This window comes from Bellilinea sp., from assembly GCF_053501535.1.
This window is the reverse complement of the sequence record NZ_JBRCOK010000117.1, coordinates 1-15,480: the sequence shown is the minus strand read 5'-3', so window position 1 is coordinate 15,480 and position 15,480 is coordinate 1. Positions and strand designations below refer to the sequence as shown.

General features: G+C 56.6%; 14 protein-coding genes. 6 read left to right on the top strand and 8 right to left on the bottom strand.

Annotated elements, in window-relative coordinates:
- The 8 genes from ACWIZX_RS11345 to ACWIZX_RS11310 form a co-directional block, all read right to left on the bottom strand.
- Positions 1 to 1,035, bottom strand: a 1,035-nt coding sequence (locus tag ACWIZX_RS11345; RefSeq protein ID WP_448335850.1) for a Gfo/Idh/MocA family protein, incomplete at its 3' end; no start/stop codon positions are given.
- Positions 1,008 to 1,964 (bottom strand): glycoside hydrolase family 130 protein, encoded by a 957-nt coding sequence (locus ACWIZX_RS11340; RefSeq protein ID WP_448335849.1) that lies wholly within the window; start codon positions 1,962 to 1,964, stop codon positions 1,008 to 1,010. The genes ACWIZX_RS11340 and ACWIZX_RS11345, both read right to left, overlap by 28 nt.
- A 31-nt stretch (positions 1,965 to 1,995) precedes the next feature.
- Positions 1,996 to 2,652 carry a DUF624 domain-containing protein gene (locus ACWIZX_RS11335; RefSeq protein WP_448335848.1) on the bottom strand — a complete coding sequence of 219 codons (657 nt, stop codon included), beginning with the start codon at positions 2,650 to 2,652 and terminating at the stop codon, positions 1,996 to 1,998.
- Positions 2,637 to 5,192, bottom strand: coding sequence for a sugar-binding protein (locus ACWIZX_RS11330; RefSeq protein ID WP_448335847.1), 2,556 nt, complete (start codon positions 5,190 to 5,192; stop codon positions 2,637 to 2,639). The genes ACWIZX_RS11335 and ACWIZX_RS11330 overlap by 16 nt, the downstream gene beginning before the upstream one ends.
- A gap of 3 nt (positions 5,193 to 5,195) precedes the next feature.
- Complete coding sequence (locus tag ACWIZX_RS11325; RefSeq protein ID WP_448335846.1) at positions 5,196 to 6,113, bottom strand: carbohydrate ABC transporter permease; 918 nt, start codon at positions 6,111 to 6,113, stop codon at positions 5,196 to 5,198.
- A 12-nt stretch (positions 6,114 to 6,125) separates the two neighbouring features.
- Positions 6,126 to 7,130, bottom strand: coding sequence for a carbohydrate ABC transporter permease (locus ACWIZX_RS11320; RefSeq protein WP_448335845.1), 1,005 nt, complete (start codon positions 7,128 to 7,130; stop codon positions 6,126 to 6,128).
- Between the two features lie 87 nt (positions 7,131 to 7,217).
- Complete coding sequence (locus ACWIZX_RS11315) at positions 7,218 to 8,558, bottom strand: ABC transporter substrate-binding protein (RefSeq protein WP_448335844.1); 1,341 nt, start codon at positions 8,556 to 8,558, stop codon at positions 7,218 to 7,220.
- Between the two features lie 103 nt (positions 8,559 to 8,661).
- Positions 8,662 to 9,675, bottom strand: a complete 1,014-nt coding sequence (locus ACWIZX_RS11310) for a LacI family DNA-binding transcriptional regulator (RefSeq protein WP_448335843.1) — start codon at positions 9,673 to 9,675, stop codon at positions 8,662 to 8,664.
- A gap of 355 nt (positions 9,676 to 10,030) precedes the next feature.
- Between ACWIZX_RS11310 and ACWIZX_RS11305 the strand changes: the two genes are divergently transcribed.
- From ACWIZX_RS11305 to ACWIZX_RS11280, 6 genes are all read left to right on the top strand, one after another.
- On the top strand, positions 10,031 to 10,474 hold the full coding sequence (locus ACWIZX_RS11305) for a helix-turn-helix domain-containing protein (RefSeq protein WP_448335842.1): 444 nt from the start codon (positions 10,031 to 10,033) through the stop codon (positions 10,472 to 10,474).
- A 375-nt stretch (positions 10,475 to 10,849) separates the two neighbouring features.
- Positions 10,850 to 11,599 carry a hypothetical protein gene (locus ACWIZX_RS11300; RefSeq protein ID WP_448335841.1) on the top strand — a complete coding sequence of 250 codons (750 nt, stop codon included), beginning with the start codon at positions 10,850 to 10,852 and terminating at the stop codon, positions 11,597 to 11,599.
- A gap of 259 nt (positions 11,600 to 11,858) precedes the next feature.
- Positions 11,859 to 12,923, top strand: coding sequence for a phosphate/phosphite/phosphonate ABC transporter substrate-binding protein (gene phnD / locus ACWIZX_RS11295; RefSeq protein ID WP_448335840.1), 1,065 nt, complete (start codon positions 11,859 to 11,861; stop codon positions 12,921 to 12,923).
- Positions 12,924 to 13,040: 117 nt separating this feature from the next.
- Positions 13,041 to 13,802, top strand: a complete 762-nt coding sequence (phnC, locus tag ACWIZX_RS11290) for a phosphonate ABC transporter ATP-binding protein (RefSeq protein ID WP_322791322.1) — start codon at positions 13,041 to 13,043, stop codon at positions 13,800 to 13,802.
- A gap of 10 nt (positions 13,803 to 13,812) precedes the next feature.
- Positions 13,813 to 15,180 (top strand): phosphonate ABC transporter, permease protein PhnE, encoded by a 1,368-nt coding sequence (gene phnE, locus ACWIZX_RS11285; RefSeq protein WP_448335839.1) that lies wholly within the window; start codon positions 13,813 to 13,815, stop codon positions 15,178 to 15,180.
- A 1-nt stretch (position 15,181) separates the two neighbouring features.
- Positions 15,182 to 15,480 (top strand): hypothetical protein (locus tag ACWIZX_RS11280; protein ID WP_448335838.1); only part of this gene is annotated, 299 nt, incomplete at its 3' end.

The window sequence follows — 15,480 nt, the reverse complement described above, 5'->3', positions numbered from 1 at the left end:
GGTCAATTCCAGCAGGTCGAGCATGGCGCGCGCCACACATTGGCGGTACACCGCCTGTTTGCCTTCGCTTAATTCCACCTCAAATTCGGCCTCATACTTGACCTCATATTCCTCACCGCTGGCCCAGCCGCAGCAATTCTCCTCCTTCAGCATCGCCAGCTTTGCGGGAATACACTCAAACCGTCCTTCCAGATAGTCCAGTTCGGATTGGTTGACCATCGCGCGCAGGAGCAGGCGGGTCGGTATCCAGCCTTCCAGAGTCACATAGCCGCGAGAAAATGCCAGGCGGATGCTGGTCTGCTCAAAGGCGGCCGGCTGGGTAAACGTGTGGCAAAAGGTCGCTGTGCTGCCGTCCTGATGGCGGACAATCGCCCAGACCCGATCCTCTTCCCCATTCGGCCGGCTGGAAGCCAGCGCCGTCACACAGGCGGCCGGACTGTCCATCCACCACGCCGCCAGATCGAAAAAGTGAACCCCGTGCTCCACCCAAATTCCGCCGCTGATTTGCCGATCCCAAAACCAGTGACCGGGTTTCAAAAACTCGTCCGAGGCGTAATTGGTAACTTCCATATTGACCAGTCGGCCCAACACCCGCTCCCTCACCAGATCGCGCACCGCCTCGTTGAGCGGGTTGTAACGCTGAACAAAGTCCACAATCAGGGCAGCCGAATTCTCCTGAGCAGTTTGAATCAGTCTGGCAGCATCCTCGAAGGTGGTAGCCAGCGGTTTTTCGCAAAAAACAGCCTTGCCTTTTTGCGCGGCGGCGATGCCGAGCGGCGCATGGGTATTCGGCGGGGTCGAAATCACCACCACCTCCACTTCGGGCAATTCAATCAATTCGAGCGGATTTTCGAAGGTGCGCACCCCATACCGTTCGGCAGCCAGTTTGCGGCGAGCGGCGTCCGCATCGCAGACCGCACGCAGGCGCGCCTGCGGCATTTCGGAAAACACATCGGCGATAAACTGACCGAATCCCCCAAAACCGATCAGCCCCAAACCCGCCGGCATTATGATCTGTGAGCGGCTTTCAAACATAACTGAATGACCTCCTCAACGGGACAGACCGCCAGCCCAATCACCTGATCGGCGGCGCCGTAATACACCTTCAACTCACCGTCCGGCTCCAAAATGGCGCCGCAGGTGAAGACCACATTGGCAACATTGCCATGAAAATCCATCGGCAGGGCAGGCGAGAGGATCGCTTCATCAGCGCGGCCGATTACCTTCCACGGCTGTTCCAGATCGAGCAGCACCGCCCCAAGTCGGTAAAGCGCGCCGGCAGCGGTCAGCTTAACGCCGTGGTAAATCTCCAGCCAGCCGGCCTCGGTTTTGATCGGCGGAGCGCCGGCGCCAATCTTGAACGAATCCCAGCGGTGCGGGCGGGCGCTCATCACCGGCAGAGGATTGCCCCAGTGAATCAAATCCGGCGAAAAGGAAATCCACATTTCACCGCGCCGCGAGGTCTGGGTCATCGGCCGATCCAGTTTGGCGTAACGCCCGCCGATTTTTTCAGGAAAAAGGACGACATCCTTGTTCTCCGGCAGGCCTAAAATCGCCACCCGGCGGAAGGAACGAAAATCTCGTGTTTCGGCCAGCAGGGTGACGCAGTCATGTTCCGAATAACCGACATAGGTGATGTAAAAGGTGTCCCCAAAGGGGGTAATGCGCGGGTCTTCGACACCGTAACGTTCCACATGAGAGAAAGGCTCTTCCTGACTGGGCAGCAGAGCCGGCTGCGGATCGGGGGTGAAGTGCACCCCGTCCTTGCTGCGCGCCAGCCACAGACAGGAAACCCCGCTGAGGTCTTCCACCCGCGTCAGGAGCAGATATTCATCCCCAAATTTGACCGCAGCCGGGTTGAAAACCGAATTCACCGCTATCGGAAAGTGCTGGGCGGTCAGAATCGGCTGATCGGAGTAGTATTTGAGCAGGTGCGGATAATGATGGTTGGAAGAGTGCTTCATAGATTCGCCTCAATACCCTGTGAATTTCGATTTAGCGCAGTTGATAAGCGGTAATCCGCTCGCTGACTGCGAAATAGCTCAAAAGCAAAATCAAAGCCGGGCTGCCCAGCGCCAGCGGCACAATCAGCAGCAGGCTGAATAAAAGCAATCCCAGCCCCACCCCCCCGATAATCAGGGTGAACAACGGGGCAGCCATCATCAGGTAGAACCCGTTACGCAGGGCAATCCCCACATGTTTGCGCTCCTGTTCGAGCAGAAACGAAACGGCGTAGAACTGGATGATCAACCAGATCATCGTAAGCGGTAGGAACACCCAGCGCAAACTGGAAGCCAGCGGCGTCCCTACCTGAGAGTAGAACCAGAAATTCGTCCAGAACAGCACCGCCAGCAGCAGGTTGATCAGCGCCAGCAGCCAGGCCTGCCCAAAATAACGGCGGGTAGCCTGCCACCAGTCCGTGACGGACGGAGACTGCCCCTGCGGAATGGAGCGGAGCGCTTCCGCCAGCCCCAGTGTGGCCGGCGGGGCGAGGATGAGTGTCAGGCAGGCCAGCAGCCAGATCACCCCCAGCGCGGCAAGCGCAAACCAGTGATCCCACCACTCGGTGACCGTCTGCCGGACGACCTCCACCGCTGCCTGCCGTTGCGAGTAATTCGCCAGCGTAGCAGATTCTTTCACTTCTCGATCCATTCCGTCTCACCCGTCCACCAATCATAACAAAAGTTCAGCGAGCGGAACTCGGCATTTTCCGCAAATGTGAATGATTTGCAGGTGCGCTGCGGTAAAATCCAGACGGCATCCACCACCGCTTCATGATCACTTTGAGTACCGGCGTACGCCATTCGCAGCCGGTAGCGGCCGGCCGGCAGGTTGACCGGCGCCTCAAAAGCCGGCTCCAGCCAGAGGTAGTCGCGGTCGGGAGATTTGCGCTGGGGGATGACTGCTTCCAGCAGCGGCGGCTGCCCATCGTCTTCGGTCAGAAGCGTAACCTGCAGCGCAGTATCGAAGGGTGTCCCCCCCTCGCTTGAAGTCTGTCCGCCAGTCGGTTGCAGTTCGGTGACCAGATCGAGCGGCAGCAGATTCGAGGGCGTATCCGGATCCAGCCCCGACCAGTTGATAAACCCGCCGCTGCCAAATCCCATGCCGGCATCGTAATAGATGCGCGGCTGCTTTTGCGGGTTAAAGTAGTTCAGGCTTTGCCATGAAAGGGCTGCTTCATAAACATACCCGCCCTCAACCTCCCGCCACGCCAGGCGTGCATCCGGCTGAAAGCCTTGAGCGCGCCAGTTCCAGACCTGCCCGCCCTGCGGTGTTTGAGCAAGGGTCAACTTGGCATCTATGCTGCGCCGGTCTCCGCTCAGATTGAAATACAGCCACAGCGCGTCGCCGCGCCAGACCGAAGGTCCAACTTCGTTCTGCACGTGACGGTCGTCCCGCACTTCAGCAGCAAAGTAGAGATGTTCGGCATCCCACAAAAACGCCAATCGAAAGCTGGCCTTTTCAGCGCCCGGCCAACCGGCCGCACCGCGCAGAATGTTTTCGGGCTGATCCACATTCACCCAACCGGCGTTCTGCCACTCATCCAGCGCGCCGTCTATCTGGACAGGTGAACCGGCCCGCGCAGCCTGGGTGACCCGCTCGACCTTCGGCGCAGCGCGCAGCAGGTGCGACACATAAAATACATAAGCCTGATCCTGCGGGATGTCCAGCATGGTCTGGATTGAATCGCCCGCCCGCAGAGCATAATAGCGGTCGTTGGAAAAACGCGCCTCTCCCGTCCAGCCGCGCTGACCGTACTGTGGTTTGCCGGTTAGCGGTTGAGCGTTTTCGGCTTCTACCATCCAGCCGATGAAGGATTGAGCCGGTTTGGCGGAGTAGTAAGCCGTTACCAACGGGTGATCTTCCACCATCAGCAGCGCCAACAAGGCCTCAATCGTCGATTCCGCCCCGGCGTTGCGGTTGACGCGAAACGGCGTTGGTCCGTTGATGCCGTCATAAGTGCGCCCGCTCTGCGAGTCGTACATCACCACCCCGGCCATGTTGTTGCCAAAGAACCAGGCGTTGCTCAGTCCGGCGTAGCGGGCGTAGCGTTCCTCGCCGGTAGCGCGGAAGAGTTCCCAAAAACCGGCGGTCATCACCTCAATCCCGTAGGCAATCTGCCCACCGCGCACCGGCAGAGGCAGCATCTCATTGAGAAAATCGGTCGCCAGCAGGCGGGCATAGAACTGATCGGCAGAAGCCCTCGCGGCCTCCAGCCAGTCACTGCGCTCTAGCAAACGGCCGGCAACGGCCAGTGCGTGAACCTGATGGCTGCCCCAGGCGTGCCACAAGGCGGTTGAGGTTGTGGTGGACGGGAAAACTCCAAACGGATAGGTGCGCTCATCCCCGGGCCGGTATGCCGCCACCCCGTTGGCCAGGTTGGTCATCAAGTGGCGGGTGCGCGGGTTGGGATTGGCTTCGTAATAAGCGGCCAGCCCCAGGATGGCGAGCGCGCTCAGATCGGAGCCGTTGCCGATCAGCCAGGCCGGGACCGCCACGCCGTGCAGGTCGTTGTAAGCCCCCACCGCGCCAATTGTCCGCTGCAAAGCTTCTTCGCCGCGCAGGTAAGCAGTTTCGAGGCGGTCGGCGTAAGCACCATCCACTACACGAAATACCGGAATAGCTGCGGCCAGCGCCCATTGGGCGCGCGCCGCCCACCATGACCAGGATTTATAACTGGTGCGCCCCTCGCGGTTGATCGTCCCGCTGCGGTCGAACACAAAATTGTAGTATTCGCCGTCTTCGGCCTGCATGTAGAGGACAAAATTCAAGGCAGCCCGCGCCAGTTCCAGCGCCTGCGGGTCACCCGTGCGCTGGAAGTACATCAAATAGACCAGCGCAGCCCGGGCTACATCATCCACACAGGCAATTCCCTCACCGGAAGCGTCCACCCAGCCGTAATCCGGCGCTTCCGAGTAAATATGAACCAGTCCCATCGGTTCGCCGTTCCACTCGACGATTTCGGTCAGGTGCTGCAGGTGGGTCAGGTTGATCAGTCCGTCGCGCATCGGCTTTTGCACCGGAGGAGGGGTAATCACAGGGGTAGCCACGGATGTTGGAGTAACGACCGGAGATGTGAGGAGAGCAGGCGTTTCCACTTCGCCTCCGTCGGGGGCGGGCAGCGGCTGGCTGACGCAGGCACCTGCCAGCAGCGAAACGACCAGCAACAGCAGAAGGGGTTTAACACGCATTGTTTAACCTTTAACCGCTCCAATCGTCAGACCTTCAATAAAATAACGCTGCGCAGTAAAGAACAACACCAGAATGGGGGCGGCCATGACCGTGGACATCGCCATCATGTAATGCCACTTGGGAGCTTCTTTGGAAAGCGATTCCTGGAAAAACTTGAGGGCAACCACCATCGGGAACTTGACCGGGGTGTTGAGATAAATCAGCGGCCCCATAAAGTTGTTCCAGTTGCCCTGAAAGATGAGCACGCCCAACGCCAGCAAAGCCGGCTTGACCAGCGGCAGCATGATTTTGTAGTAAATCTGGAAGGTGTTTGCCCCGTCAATGATGGCTGCCTCCTCGATTTCCTTGGGGATGGAGAGCAAAAACTGGCGCAGCAAGAACACCGCCCAGGCTCCACCCCCCAGCCAGATGCCGGTCACCAGCGGGTCGTAGGTATCAATTAAGCCCAAATTGCGCCAGATGACGAAAATCGGGATCAGCGTGATGATGCCCGGCAGCATCATGGTCGAAAGCATCAGGATGAACAGCACATCCCGCCCCGGAAAGCGAAAGCGTGCAAAGCCAAAGGCTACCAGGGAGACGGCAATCAATTCAGCAACCATGGCAAGAATGGTGATGAACAGCGTGTTGCCCAAAATGCGCCAGAAATTCAATCCCGGCGCAATCCGATTCAATTCCTGAAAAGCGCGCACGTAGTTTTCCCACAGGATCGGTTCGGGGATCCAGCGAATCGGCCAGATGAACAGCTGACTTTCCGGCTTCAGCGAGGTGGAGAACATGTAAAAGAAGGGAATCAGCACGAACAACGAAAAGAGCGCCAGCAAGATATAGGTAATGATGTCCGCCAGCGTGCGCCGCGCCCGCATCCCAAATTGGGCTTTTTCCGGAACAGCTTTTGCAGAAAGGGAAATCGAGCTCATGTCCATTTCACCTCACGAGCGTTTTTCGCCTTCGTAATAAACCCACAGGGCTGACGAACGGAAGACCAGCAGGGTCAGCAACAAAATCACCACCAGCAGAAACCATGCCAGCGCCGAAGCGTAGCCGAAGTTGCCAAAGCTAAACGCTTCCTGATAGATCTTGACGTTCAGGAAGGTGCCCGAGGCGCGCGGAATGGGAATGAAAAACGCCTGCGTGAAGATCTGCAAGGAGCCGATTATACCGGTGACCAGATTGTAGAAAATGGTGGGGGAAAGCATCGGCAGGGTCACATAAATTAACTTACTCCAACCACTGGCGCCGTCCAGGTCGGCAACCTCATACAATTCTTTGGGGATGTTCTTCAAACCGGCCAGCAAAATGACCGTGTTTGCGCCGAACACCCCCCACATCCCCATAATCACGAAGGCCGGCATGAGCAAATCAGGGTCGGTGAACCACGCCAGCGGTTCGATGTTGAGCAATTTATAAACCGGCTGCAAGGTGAAGTTGATCAAGCCGGATGTAGGGGAAAACATCCAGCGCCACAACAGGGCAACCGCCGCGGCCGGCAGGACGGCCGGCAGGTAATAAATAGTGCGCCAGATGCCGATGCCCTTGATCGGCCGGTTGAGCAGCAAAGCCACCAGAATCGAGCCGACCAGCCCCAGCGGTACATTCAGGGCCGCGTAGAACAGAGTCAGGCGGAAGGACGGCCAGAAGTAAGGATCCTTGGTGAACATGCGCACATAGTTGTCCAGCCCGATCCACTCAGGCGGCTGAAACATGTTGTACTGGGTGAAGCTCAGGTACAACGAGCGGGCAAACGGATAAAGATTCCAGATCAGAAGACCCAGAATCCACGGCAGGATCAGGGCATACCCGTTGGCGATTTCGTGTTTGACCTTGAAAAAGCGCAGCAGGTAATACAAACCGATCATCAACAGAATCACCCCTGCCCCGACTGCACTCCAGCGGATGAGCGTTGGAAAGTATGTTTCCCAAGCCGAGATGATCATCCTAAATTCCCAACTTCTGGTTTGGATACCTCCTGTCTGCGCTTCCGCGCAGGCAGGAGGTTGAATCTATCTGAAAGTTCAGAACGGTCAGGGCAGAACGGCTTCCAATTTTTTGCGGATTTCAGGAGCCAGTTCTGCCGGGGTCGCTTTCTTCTGGAACAACGGATCCATCAACTCGCCCCAGAAGATCGAGTCCCATTCTTGATGGCGCGGCAGAATGTTGAAGGAGCGCATGGACGGGACGGCCTGAGCAATTGCCTCGGCGCTCTTGGCTTTGCGCGGCTCAATGCGGCTGATCGCCTCGGCGGTTGCCAGCGATTTGCGCGGCGGGACGATCTTCCAGCCGTGGATGCCCTCGGTCAGCTGCACCAGAGCCTTGTAGGCCAGTTCGGGATTCTTGGTCTGGGCAGCAATGACGGTAGAGGCCGTCCAGGCGAAGGTTTGCCGTCCGGCCGGCCCGGCCGGCACCGGTGCTACGCCGACATCCAGCCCTTCAACGCGGTCCAAATCATCAGCGGCGCCGCCCATGAACATGGCAATCTTGCCGGCTTTGAACATCTCGCCAAAGCCCTGTTCCTGAATGGTAGCCTGCGGCGGGGCATACACATCGCTGTAGATCATCTCCTGATAGAACTCCAGGGCTTTGATGGCTTCCGGCGAATCCACCGGGCTGGATTTCAGATCATTGGAGATGACCTCGCCGCCGGCCTGCCAGACGAACATCTGCGGAGGCGGCCAGCCGTTCAGGGTAAAGCCCCACTGGTCGTTGCGGCCGTCGCCGTCTAGGTCTTTGGTAAGCGTCTTGGCGGCTTCCTTGAAGGTTTCCCAAGTCCACGATTCATCGGGGTAGGCCAAACCGGCCGCATCGAATAGAGCCTTGTTGTAATACAGCACTACCGGCTGTGCAATCCACGGCAGGCCATAATAGCGGCCCTGGTAAGCAGCCGTTTTGAGGACATCTGCGAAGTAATCATCCAGCTGAGCGGCCGGGCTGCTGTCGTTCTTGAGGTAGTCGGTGATGTCCAGCAAGGCGCCTTTGGAAGCCAGGTTAGCAATCCACTCCTGCGAGAGCCAGATCAAATCGGCTGCCGTACCGCCGGCCAGGGTGGTCTGGACTTTGGTGTAGTAGTCATCGGGGGCCGGCTCATGGACGATCTGGAAATCGGTGTTCTCGGCATTGATGCGGTCGAGAATTTGCTGCAATTCGGCCGCTTCACCGGCGCCGGCCCAGGTCGTCAGACGGATGGTCACTTTTTCAGCCGGTTTGGCGGGAGGCTGGGTCGGCTGAGGTTGAGCCTGGCCACCCTGATCACCGGTCTGGGGGGCCTGGGTCGGTGAAGGCGGGGTCTGTGGGGAAGCGCAGGCTGCCAGCACCATCCCCATGACAGTCAAGGCTGTCAGCAGGTAAAACAATACTTGCTTTCTCATTTCCTTCCTCCGGAATTCTTCTTAAAAAATGGATTGGAATTTGAACGGGGTTGGACGAACAAAAGGATCAGATTATTGAACTGCGTTTCACCTCCTTTAGAAATCAATCACCGGTGGACTGACGTAAAATCAGGCGCGTGCCGGAAATGACTTTGACCGGCGGCAGTTCGGGGTCGGCAATCACATCCAGCAGGCGCTGAGCGGCCAGCACCCCCAACTGCCGTTTATAAACATGTACCGTACTGAGCGGCGGGGTGGTCAGGGTTGACCAGCCAATATCATCGAAGCCAAACACAGCCACGTCGTGAGGAATGCGCCGGCCGCTGCTGGTCAGGACGCGCATCGCCCCAATTGCCATGGCATCGTTGGCGGCACACACGCCATCCAGGTCCGGCCAGCGTTCGAGCGCTTCGGCCATGGCTTGCTCACCGCTGGCAATGGTGGTTTCGGCGGCATACACCATCTGCGGAGAGAGGTGAGCCTCGCTGAGCGCGTGAGCATAACCCCGCCCGCGCTCGCGGCTGCTGACCCATTCAAGCGGCCCGGAAAGGAATACGATCTTGCGGCGGCCTTTCTGAATCAGATGGCGGGCGGCCTGATATTCACCCCCAAAGTCATCATTCAGGACACAGTTGACCTCACTGTTTTGCAGGCAGTTGTCAATGATCACCAGCGGGACGCCCTGTGAGAGGTGGTAAAGGATGAAGTTGGGCGAAATATCCGGCCCGGCCAGAATCAGTCCATCCACCCGCCGCTCGGCGACGGCCGTAAAGTTCTGCGGTTTTTGCATGGTGTCGTCATCCAGGCTGGTGAAGAGAATGTGAACCTGTTGGCTGCTGAGGAAGCTCTCCGCGCCGGCGACAATGAAGGGATAAAACGGGTCTTCACGGGAATCATGGCTGGATTGATGGACGACAAAAGCGATCAGGCCGGTGCGCGAGGTGGCCAGCGAGCGGGCTGCCCCGTTGGGGGCATAGCCGGCCTGAGCCATCAGTTCCAGCACCCGTTCGCGGATTTCATCGCTGACGCCGGGCTTATCGTTAAGCACCCGCGAGATGGTGGCGACGGAAACGCCGAGTTGATGAGCAAGTTGTTTTTGGGTGAGCTTGGCGGTCATAGGCGCTGAAAAATTGCGTAAAATTTACGTAATCGGTTACTATCATTTTAAGTAAATTTTACGCAAATTTCAAGAGCCATTTTTTGCAGAATTTTACAAAGAGGAATGTGATCAGACTGAGAACGGTGAAATTTTGGCTACGCGGGTAAATTCAGAGAATTGTCCGGATGCAAAGATGGTTAGAATGGGTCACGGCTACGCGCAACTGCACCCCGCCCAATTCCTTTGGCCGTGAGTTGTCCCACTTTTTACACAGCGATAACCAGACTTTAATAAAATTTAGACCAAAATTTCCTTGCCTTAGTAGTTCGTTGAAAGTACCTTAACAAACCATTATTCATGGTAAACTGGGAACATGCCAAAAGCCCGAGACTATCACCTGACCGAACAAGAGTTGCAAATTGTAGAGACTGCAATGAAGCGAGATCAACGACCAGGCGTGCGCCAACGATGCACAGCCATTCGGTTGTTACACCTGGGATACAAGCCTGATGAAGTGGCGAAAATGCAAGCGGTAAGTATTCCAACGGTTTACTCCTGGATCAAGCGCTGGCGCACAGGCGGCGTAGAAGAACTGGCGACCAAACCGCGCAGCGGGCGGCCAGCCAAAGCGGATAAAGCATACGAACGGCTGGTTGCCGAAGTGATTGAAAAAGGGGCTGCACCCACATACCTTGCCTCTTTGGAAATTGAAAAATGTGATCGAATCAGAGAAGTGTTGCGAACGCGGTTAATTTTCTCCGTCGATGGTTCAATCACACTATCGGCAAGAGCGTGGGCAGTGCAGGGACTCGTATGAGAAGATCCTTCCCAACACCGTGTGCACATGACGTTTGGGACTGCTACCTTCGGCGGCGTGCGGTATTTTCAGGCATTTTCTAGCTTTGGGCTTTGTCCTGCTCCGCAGCCGAATCCACGCCCACCCACCAGCGGCTAACGCAAGCCGTGGAAACCGTCGAAAAATAGGAGTGTGTTTGCGATGGCACATAACATCGGCAAAATTCATATCTTCAAGGCTTTATAATAGGCTGATGAGAGGGAAGATTATCCCCTCCGAAACCGATTTTAGCGGGCAACCGTGAACACCATTTCGACTTAAAGGAAATGCTGTTTCAAAAGTCTTGTCAGGGGCACATGATCAAAATGGGATTTGAGGAAATTATCAGAGCCAACCATGTCAAAAATGGATGAATACCGAAAAATACTGCAAACACTTGATGACTGGGATCCATATTTGCTGAAAGAATCAAAGCTTCCCGGACCCCGCGGGAACCTTGAACTTGCGCAGGTTGTCGCAGACGAAGGTAATCTGGAACTATTTCGGCGATACATCGCCTACACAGCCGATCAAGCACCGGTAAACTCGCCCTACGAATTTCTTGCCTTTTGTGGAGTTGTGGGTCTGGGGCGATTACTCGCTCAAGGCAACACCGCATTGCTCGAAACTTTACGAGTTCACGCCTCTGATCCACGGTGGCGGATTCGTGAGGCAGTCGCCATGGCTCTCCAACGGTTCGGTGACGTAAGCATGGATCAGTTGATAACTGCAATGCAAAAGTGGAGCAAAGGAATACCGCTAGAACAACGGGCTGCGGCGGCCGCGCTCTGTGAACCACGGTTGCTTGTTAAACCAATACACGCTAAGGAAGTGTTGAGAATTCTGGACGAAATCACGGCTACCTTTGAACGAGTTCAGAATCGCCGAAGTGAAGACTTCTTGATATTACGAAAAGGTCTTGGGTATTGTTGGAGTGTAGCGGTTGTCGCTCTACCCAATGAAGGTAAAATGCTAATGGAGAAGTGGTTGGCTACAACAGACAAAGATATCCAATGGGTCATGCGGGAGAACTTAAAGAAAGCGCGGCTGGCACGGATAGATGCGGAATGGGTGAAGATGTGGCTAAATCACGTCAGTTCGGTTTAATCGGGCAACCACAGAGAATTGCCCAGGTCCAAATACGGTTTTGAATGACCTCGGCGGTAAGCAATTAGATCGCACAGCACAATTACAAAAAAGTTGGTGATTCTGCAGTGTCGAGAATGCCTATTTTTTACAAAGCGATAACCAAACCTTAATTAAATTTAGACCAAAATTTCCTTGCCTTACCGTTAATTAAGTTGTATTATCCTGATGTCATCCTGTACCTCACAGGAAAATCCACCCCAAGGAGAAGAGAAAAAAAATGAAACGCCCAATATCTATTCTATTTGCTTTGCTGGTTACGGCTTCTCTGGTATTGGCTGCTTGCAGCCCGGCGGCTACGCCCGTGCCCCCCACGGAAGCTCCAAAACCAACCGAGGCCGCCAAACCCACCGAAGCCCCTAAACCCACCGAGCCCCCGGCCCCGACTGAAGTACCGCCTACACCCGAACCGCAGCTCGGTACACCTGAAAATCCGCTTATCATGGCACTGGCCCCCTCCGCAACCACCCAGGAACTTCAGACCGGCGGCGAGGCAATTGCTGCCAAGTTGAGCGAAATGACCGGCCTGACCATCAAGACCGTTGTCCCAACCAATTACGCCGCCATGATTGAAGCCATGGGCGCCGGACAGGCGCACATCGGCTGGCTGGCCCCCACCCAGTATGTTGTGGCGCACGGCAAGGGTTATGCCGATGTTGCCCTGGCAACCATCCGCAACGGCGCAGACCACTACGGCTTCCAGTTCGTTGCCAATGCCGCCGCCGGCTTCACTCCCTACTATGACGTGGCCACCGGTAAAACGACTGCGGATGCGGCCACCGCGCTGGCGCAATTTGCCGATAAAAAACCCTGTTGGACTGACCCGCTCTCCTCATCCGGTTATGTGCTGCCGTTTGGCTTGCTCAAAGCAAACAATATCAAAGTCAAAGCCGGCGCTTTCGTTCAGGGGCATCCAACTGTCATCAAGTCGGTCTACCTCAGCCCGAAGGGCGAAATCTGCGACTTTGGAGCAACTTTCATTGACGCCCGTTCGAATGTGGTCAATGACTTCCCGGATGTCAACGACAAAGTGGTCATCATCTGGGTCTCCGAGCCGTTCATCCCGAACGACAATGTTTCCTTCGCCAGCAACGTCCCGGCTGATCTGCGCGAGAAACTGACCAAGGCATTGCTGGATCTGGCCGCGACGGAAGAAGGTTTGACCCTGCTCAAGAACGGCGGTTACAGCATTCAGGGGTTGAAAGAGGTGGACGATACCTTCTACGATGAATACCGCGTCTATCTCGAAGCCTCCGGCATTGACCCAACCACCCTTTTCAAGTAAACCATTCCGAAAAACCCATAGGGAGGACGAATTGTCCTCCCTATTTTTTGCCCGTCACCCATCCCCCCTTACCCATCATGAGGCTGGCTGGAGGGGTTACGGGGTTACGAGGTTGCCATGTTGAAAATCCAGAACCTCTCCAAAACTTACCCGAACGGCACTCAGGCGCTTAAAAATGTTTCCTTCGATGTCGCCGACGGTGAATTTCTGGTTGTGATTGGGCTGTCCGGTTCGGGCAAATCCACCCTGTTACGCTGCATCAACCGCCTGATTGAACCGACCGAAGGCAAAATCATTTGGGACGGGGTGGACATCACCACTGCTTCGCCCACCGAATTGCGCCACATCCGCCGAAAAATTGGCATGGTCTTTCAGCAATTCAACCTGGTCAAACGCTCCAGCGTATTGACGAATGTGCTTGCCGGGAGATTGGGATATGTCAATCCCTGGGCCAGCCTGATCGGAATCTGGCCGCAGGAAGAAAAAGACCGCGCTCTGCAAGCCCTGGCACGGGTCGGAATCGCGGAAAAAGCCCACAACCGCGCCGATTCCCTCTCCGGCGGCCAACAGCAGCGGGTGGGTATTGCCCGCGCGCTGATGCAGGAACCCAAACTGATTCTGGCGGATGAGCCGGTTGCCAGCCTCGACCCGGTCCTTTCACACTCCATCTTACAATATCTGGAGCAGCTCAACAAAGAGGGAATTACCGTCATCTGCTCGCTGCACTTTTTGGACCTCGTTCACCGCTACGCCACGCGTGTGGTGGCGCTCAAAGACGGCATGAAAGTCTTTGAGGGATCCGCCGAAGAGATTGACCGCGTTAAATTCAAAGAAATCTACGGCGAAGAAGCGCAGGAAGTCCGCGCTGCTTCACTGTGAGGGGCGGGATATGTCGAGAGATGCGAAAATTGCTCTCGTTTCGATCGTGATACCCGGCCTGGGGCAGATCCTGCTCGGCGCAACTGCGCGCGGCGTGGGTATCCTGGTCGGTTTTCTGGCGATGCTGGCAACCACAGTCTGGTATGGTCAACCGCTCTGGTATCTTTCTCCCATTCTCATCTGGCTGTGGAACATTTGGGATGCCGTCAGCCTGGCAGGTGGACGGGGACGTTCGGTTTTGCTGCCGCTTTTCTTTGGCCTGGCCGCCGCTTATTCAATTGGCTGGCAGGTGGTGGAAATTGACTTCAGCCGCGCCAACCTGGATCGTGCGCTTGCCATTCTGCGGCCAATGACACGCCCCGATTTCATCCAGCCGCGCCGTGAAGTGAATCAGATGTGGGTAGCGGTGGAAGTCCCCTGCTCCAGCCAGCCGCCGGCTGCCCGCCGCGAAGATGCCGGACGGACGGCCATGGTCATTCCCGATTGCGGTAGAGTGGGCGAAACACTCATCGTCAGTGTGACCGGAATGTGGCCGAACGCCGAAACCCAGGTGTACTGGCAAAACCCGATCGGCAACATGCTCATGCTGGGCGAAGGCGAAATTACCATGCTCAAGCTGACCTCCGATGAAAACGGCTCCGTGACCACGACCATTCGCGTTCCCACTACCGCCCTTGTAGCGGCGCCCGACCCCACCCTCCCGCAGTTTCACCGCGTCTATTTCGAGCAGTACCGCCCGCTTGGCGGCTTCGAACTTTCCTTCATCGGCAACGAGGTGCTGAAAGGCGCGCTGGCAACCGTTTCGATGGCCTTCCTGGCAACCGGTCTGGCGGTTTTGTTTGCCGTGCCGGTTTCCTTCCTGGCAGCGCGCAACCTGATGAGCGGCAATCCGGTCACCTATGCAATTTATCTGGTTGTCCGCACCCTGCTTAACATCCTGCGTTCCATTGAATCGCTGATCATTGCCATCGTTTTCGTGGTCATTGTCGGTTTAGGGCCGTTTGCAGGTATGCTGGCGCTGGCGTTGCACTCGATCGCAGCACTGGGCAAACTGTACTCAGAGGTCATCGAAGGGATAGACCCCGGTCCAATCGAGGCGGTACGCGCAACCGGCGCAAACTGGCTGCAGGTCGTGCGCTATGCCGTCATCCCCCAAATCATCCCCCCCTTCACCGCCTTTACCATCTACCGTTGGGATATCAATGTGCGTTCGGCTACCGTCATCGGCCTGGTAGGCGGCGGCGGCATTGGCTTTTTGCTCATCGAACTGATTCGCGTCAACAACATGCGCGGAGTGAGTGCGGTTTTTATTGCCATCGCGGTCATTGTCATCGCGCTGGACTACGTCAGCGCCAAAGTGCGCGAAAGGCTGGTGTAACATGCCCCTGACGCGCCTGGTTCGCAATACCTTCATCACCGCACTGGTGATTGCCGCATTCGTCATCTCTTACCGCGTCACCGAAGCGGATTTTCCCCGTCTGTTCCGCGACCTGCCCAAAGGACGCCAGCTGCTGACCGCCTTTCTGACTCCCGAGCTGTTCACGCGCGATGTGGAAACGCGTACGGTTTCGATCGCCTTCCCCATTCCATGCGGCGCTGCGCCGGAAGAAGAAGCGTTCCCATCCGAAGGGCCGCGGCTGATCACCAGCGTGAAGTGCGCCGCCCCGCTCGAAAAATT

Coding starts and splice junctions, on each gene's coding strand:
- ACWIZX_RS11340 (WP_448335849.1), bottom strand. CDS start 1,964: ATGAAGCACTCTTCCAACCATCATTATCCGCACCTGCTCAAATACTAC.
- ACWIZX_RS11335 (WP_448335848.1), bottom strand. CDS start 2,652: ATGGATCGAGAAGTGAAAGAATCTGCTACGCTGGCGAATTACTCGCAA.
- ACWIZX_RS11330 (WP_448335847.1), bottom strand. CDS start 5,192: ATGCGTGTTAAACCCCTTCTGCTGTTGCTGGTCGTTTCGCTGCTGGCA.
- ACWIZX_RS11325 (WP_448335846.1), bottom strand. CDS start 6,113: ATGAGCTCGATTTCCCTTTCTGCAAAAGCTGTTCCGGAAAAAGCCCAA.
- ACWIZX_RS11320 (WP_448335845.1), bottom strand. CDS start 7,130: ATGATCATCTCGGCTTGGGAAACATACTTTCCAACGCTCATCCGCTGG.
- ACWIZX_RS11315 (WP_448335844.1), bottom strand. CDS start 8,558: ATGAGAAAGCAAGTATTGTTTTACCTGCTGACAGCCTTGACTGTCATG.
- ACWIZX_RS11310 (WP_448335843.1), bottom strand. CDS start 9,675: ATGACCGCCAAGCTCACCCAAAAACAACTTGCTCATCAACTCGGCGTT.
- ACWIZX_RS11305 (WP_448335842.1), top strand. CDS start 10,031: ATGCCAAAAGCCCGAGACTATCACCTGACCGAACAAGAGTTGCAAATT.
- ACWIZX_RS11300 (WP_448335841.1), top strand. CDS start 10,850: ATGTCAAAAATGGATGAATACCGAAAAATACTGCAAACACTTGATGAC.
- phnD (WP_448335840.1), top strand. CDS start 11,859: ATGAAACGCCCAATATCTATTCTATTTGCTTTGCTGGTTACGGCTTCT.
- phnC (WP_322791322.1), top strand. CDS start 13,041: ATGTTGAAAATCCAGAACCTCTCCAAAACTTACCCGAACGGCACTCAG.
- phnE (WP_448335839.1), top strand. CDS start 13,813: ATGTCGAGAGATGCGAAAATTGCTCTCGTTTCGATCGTGATACCCGGC.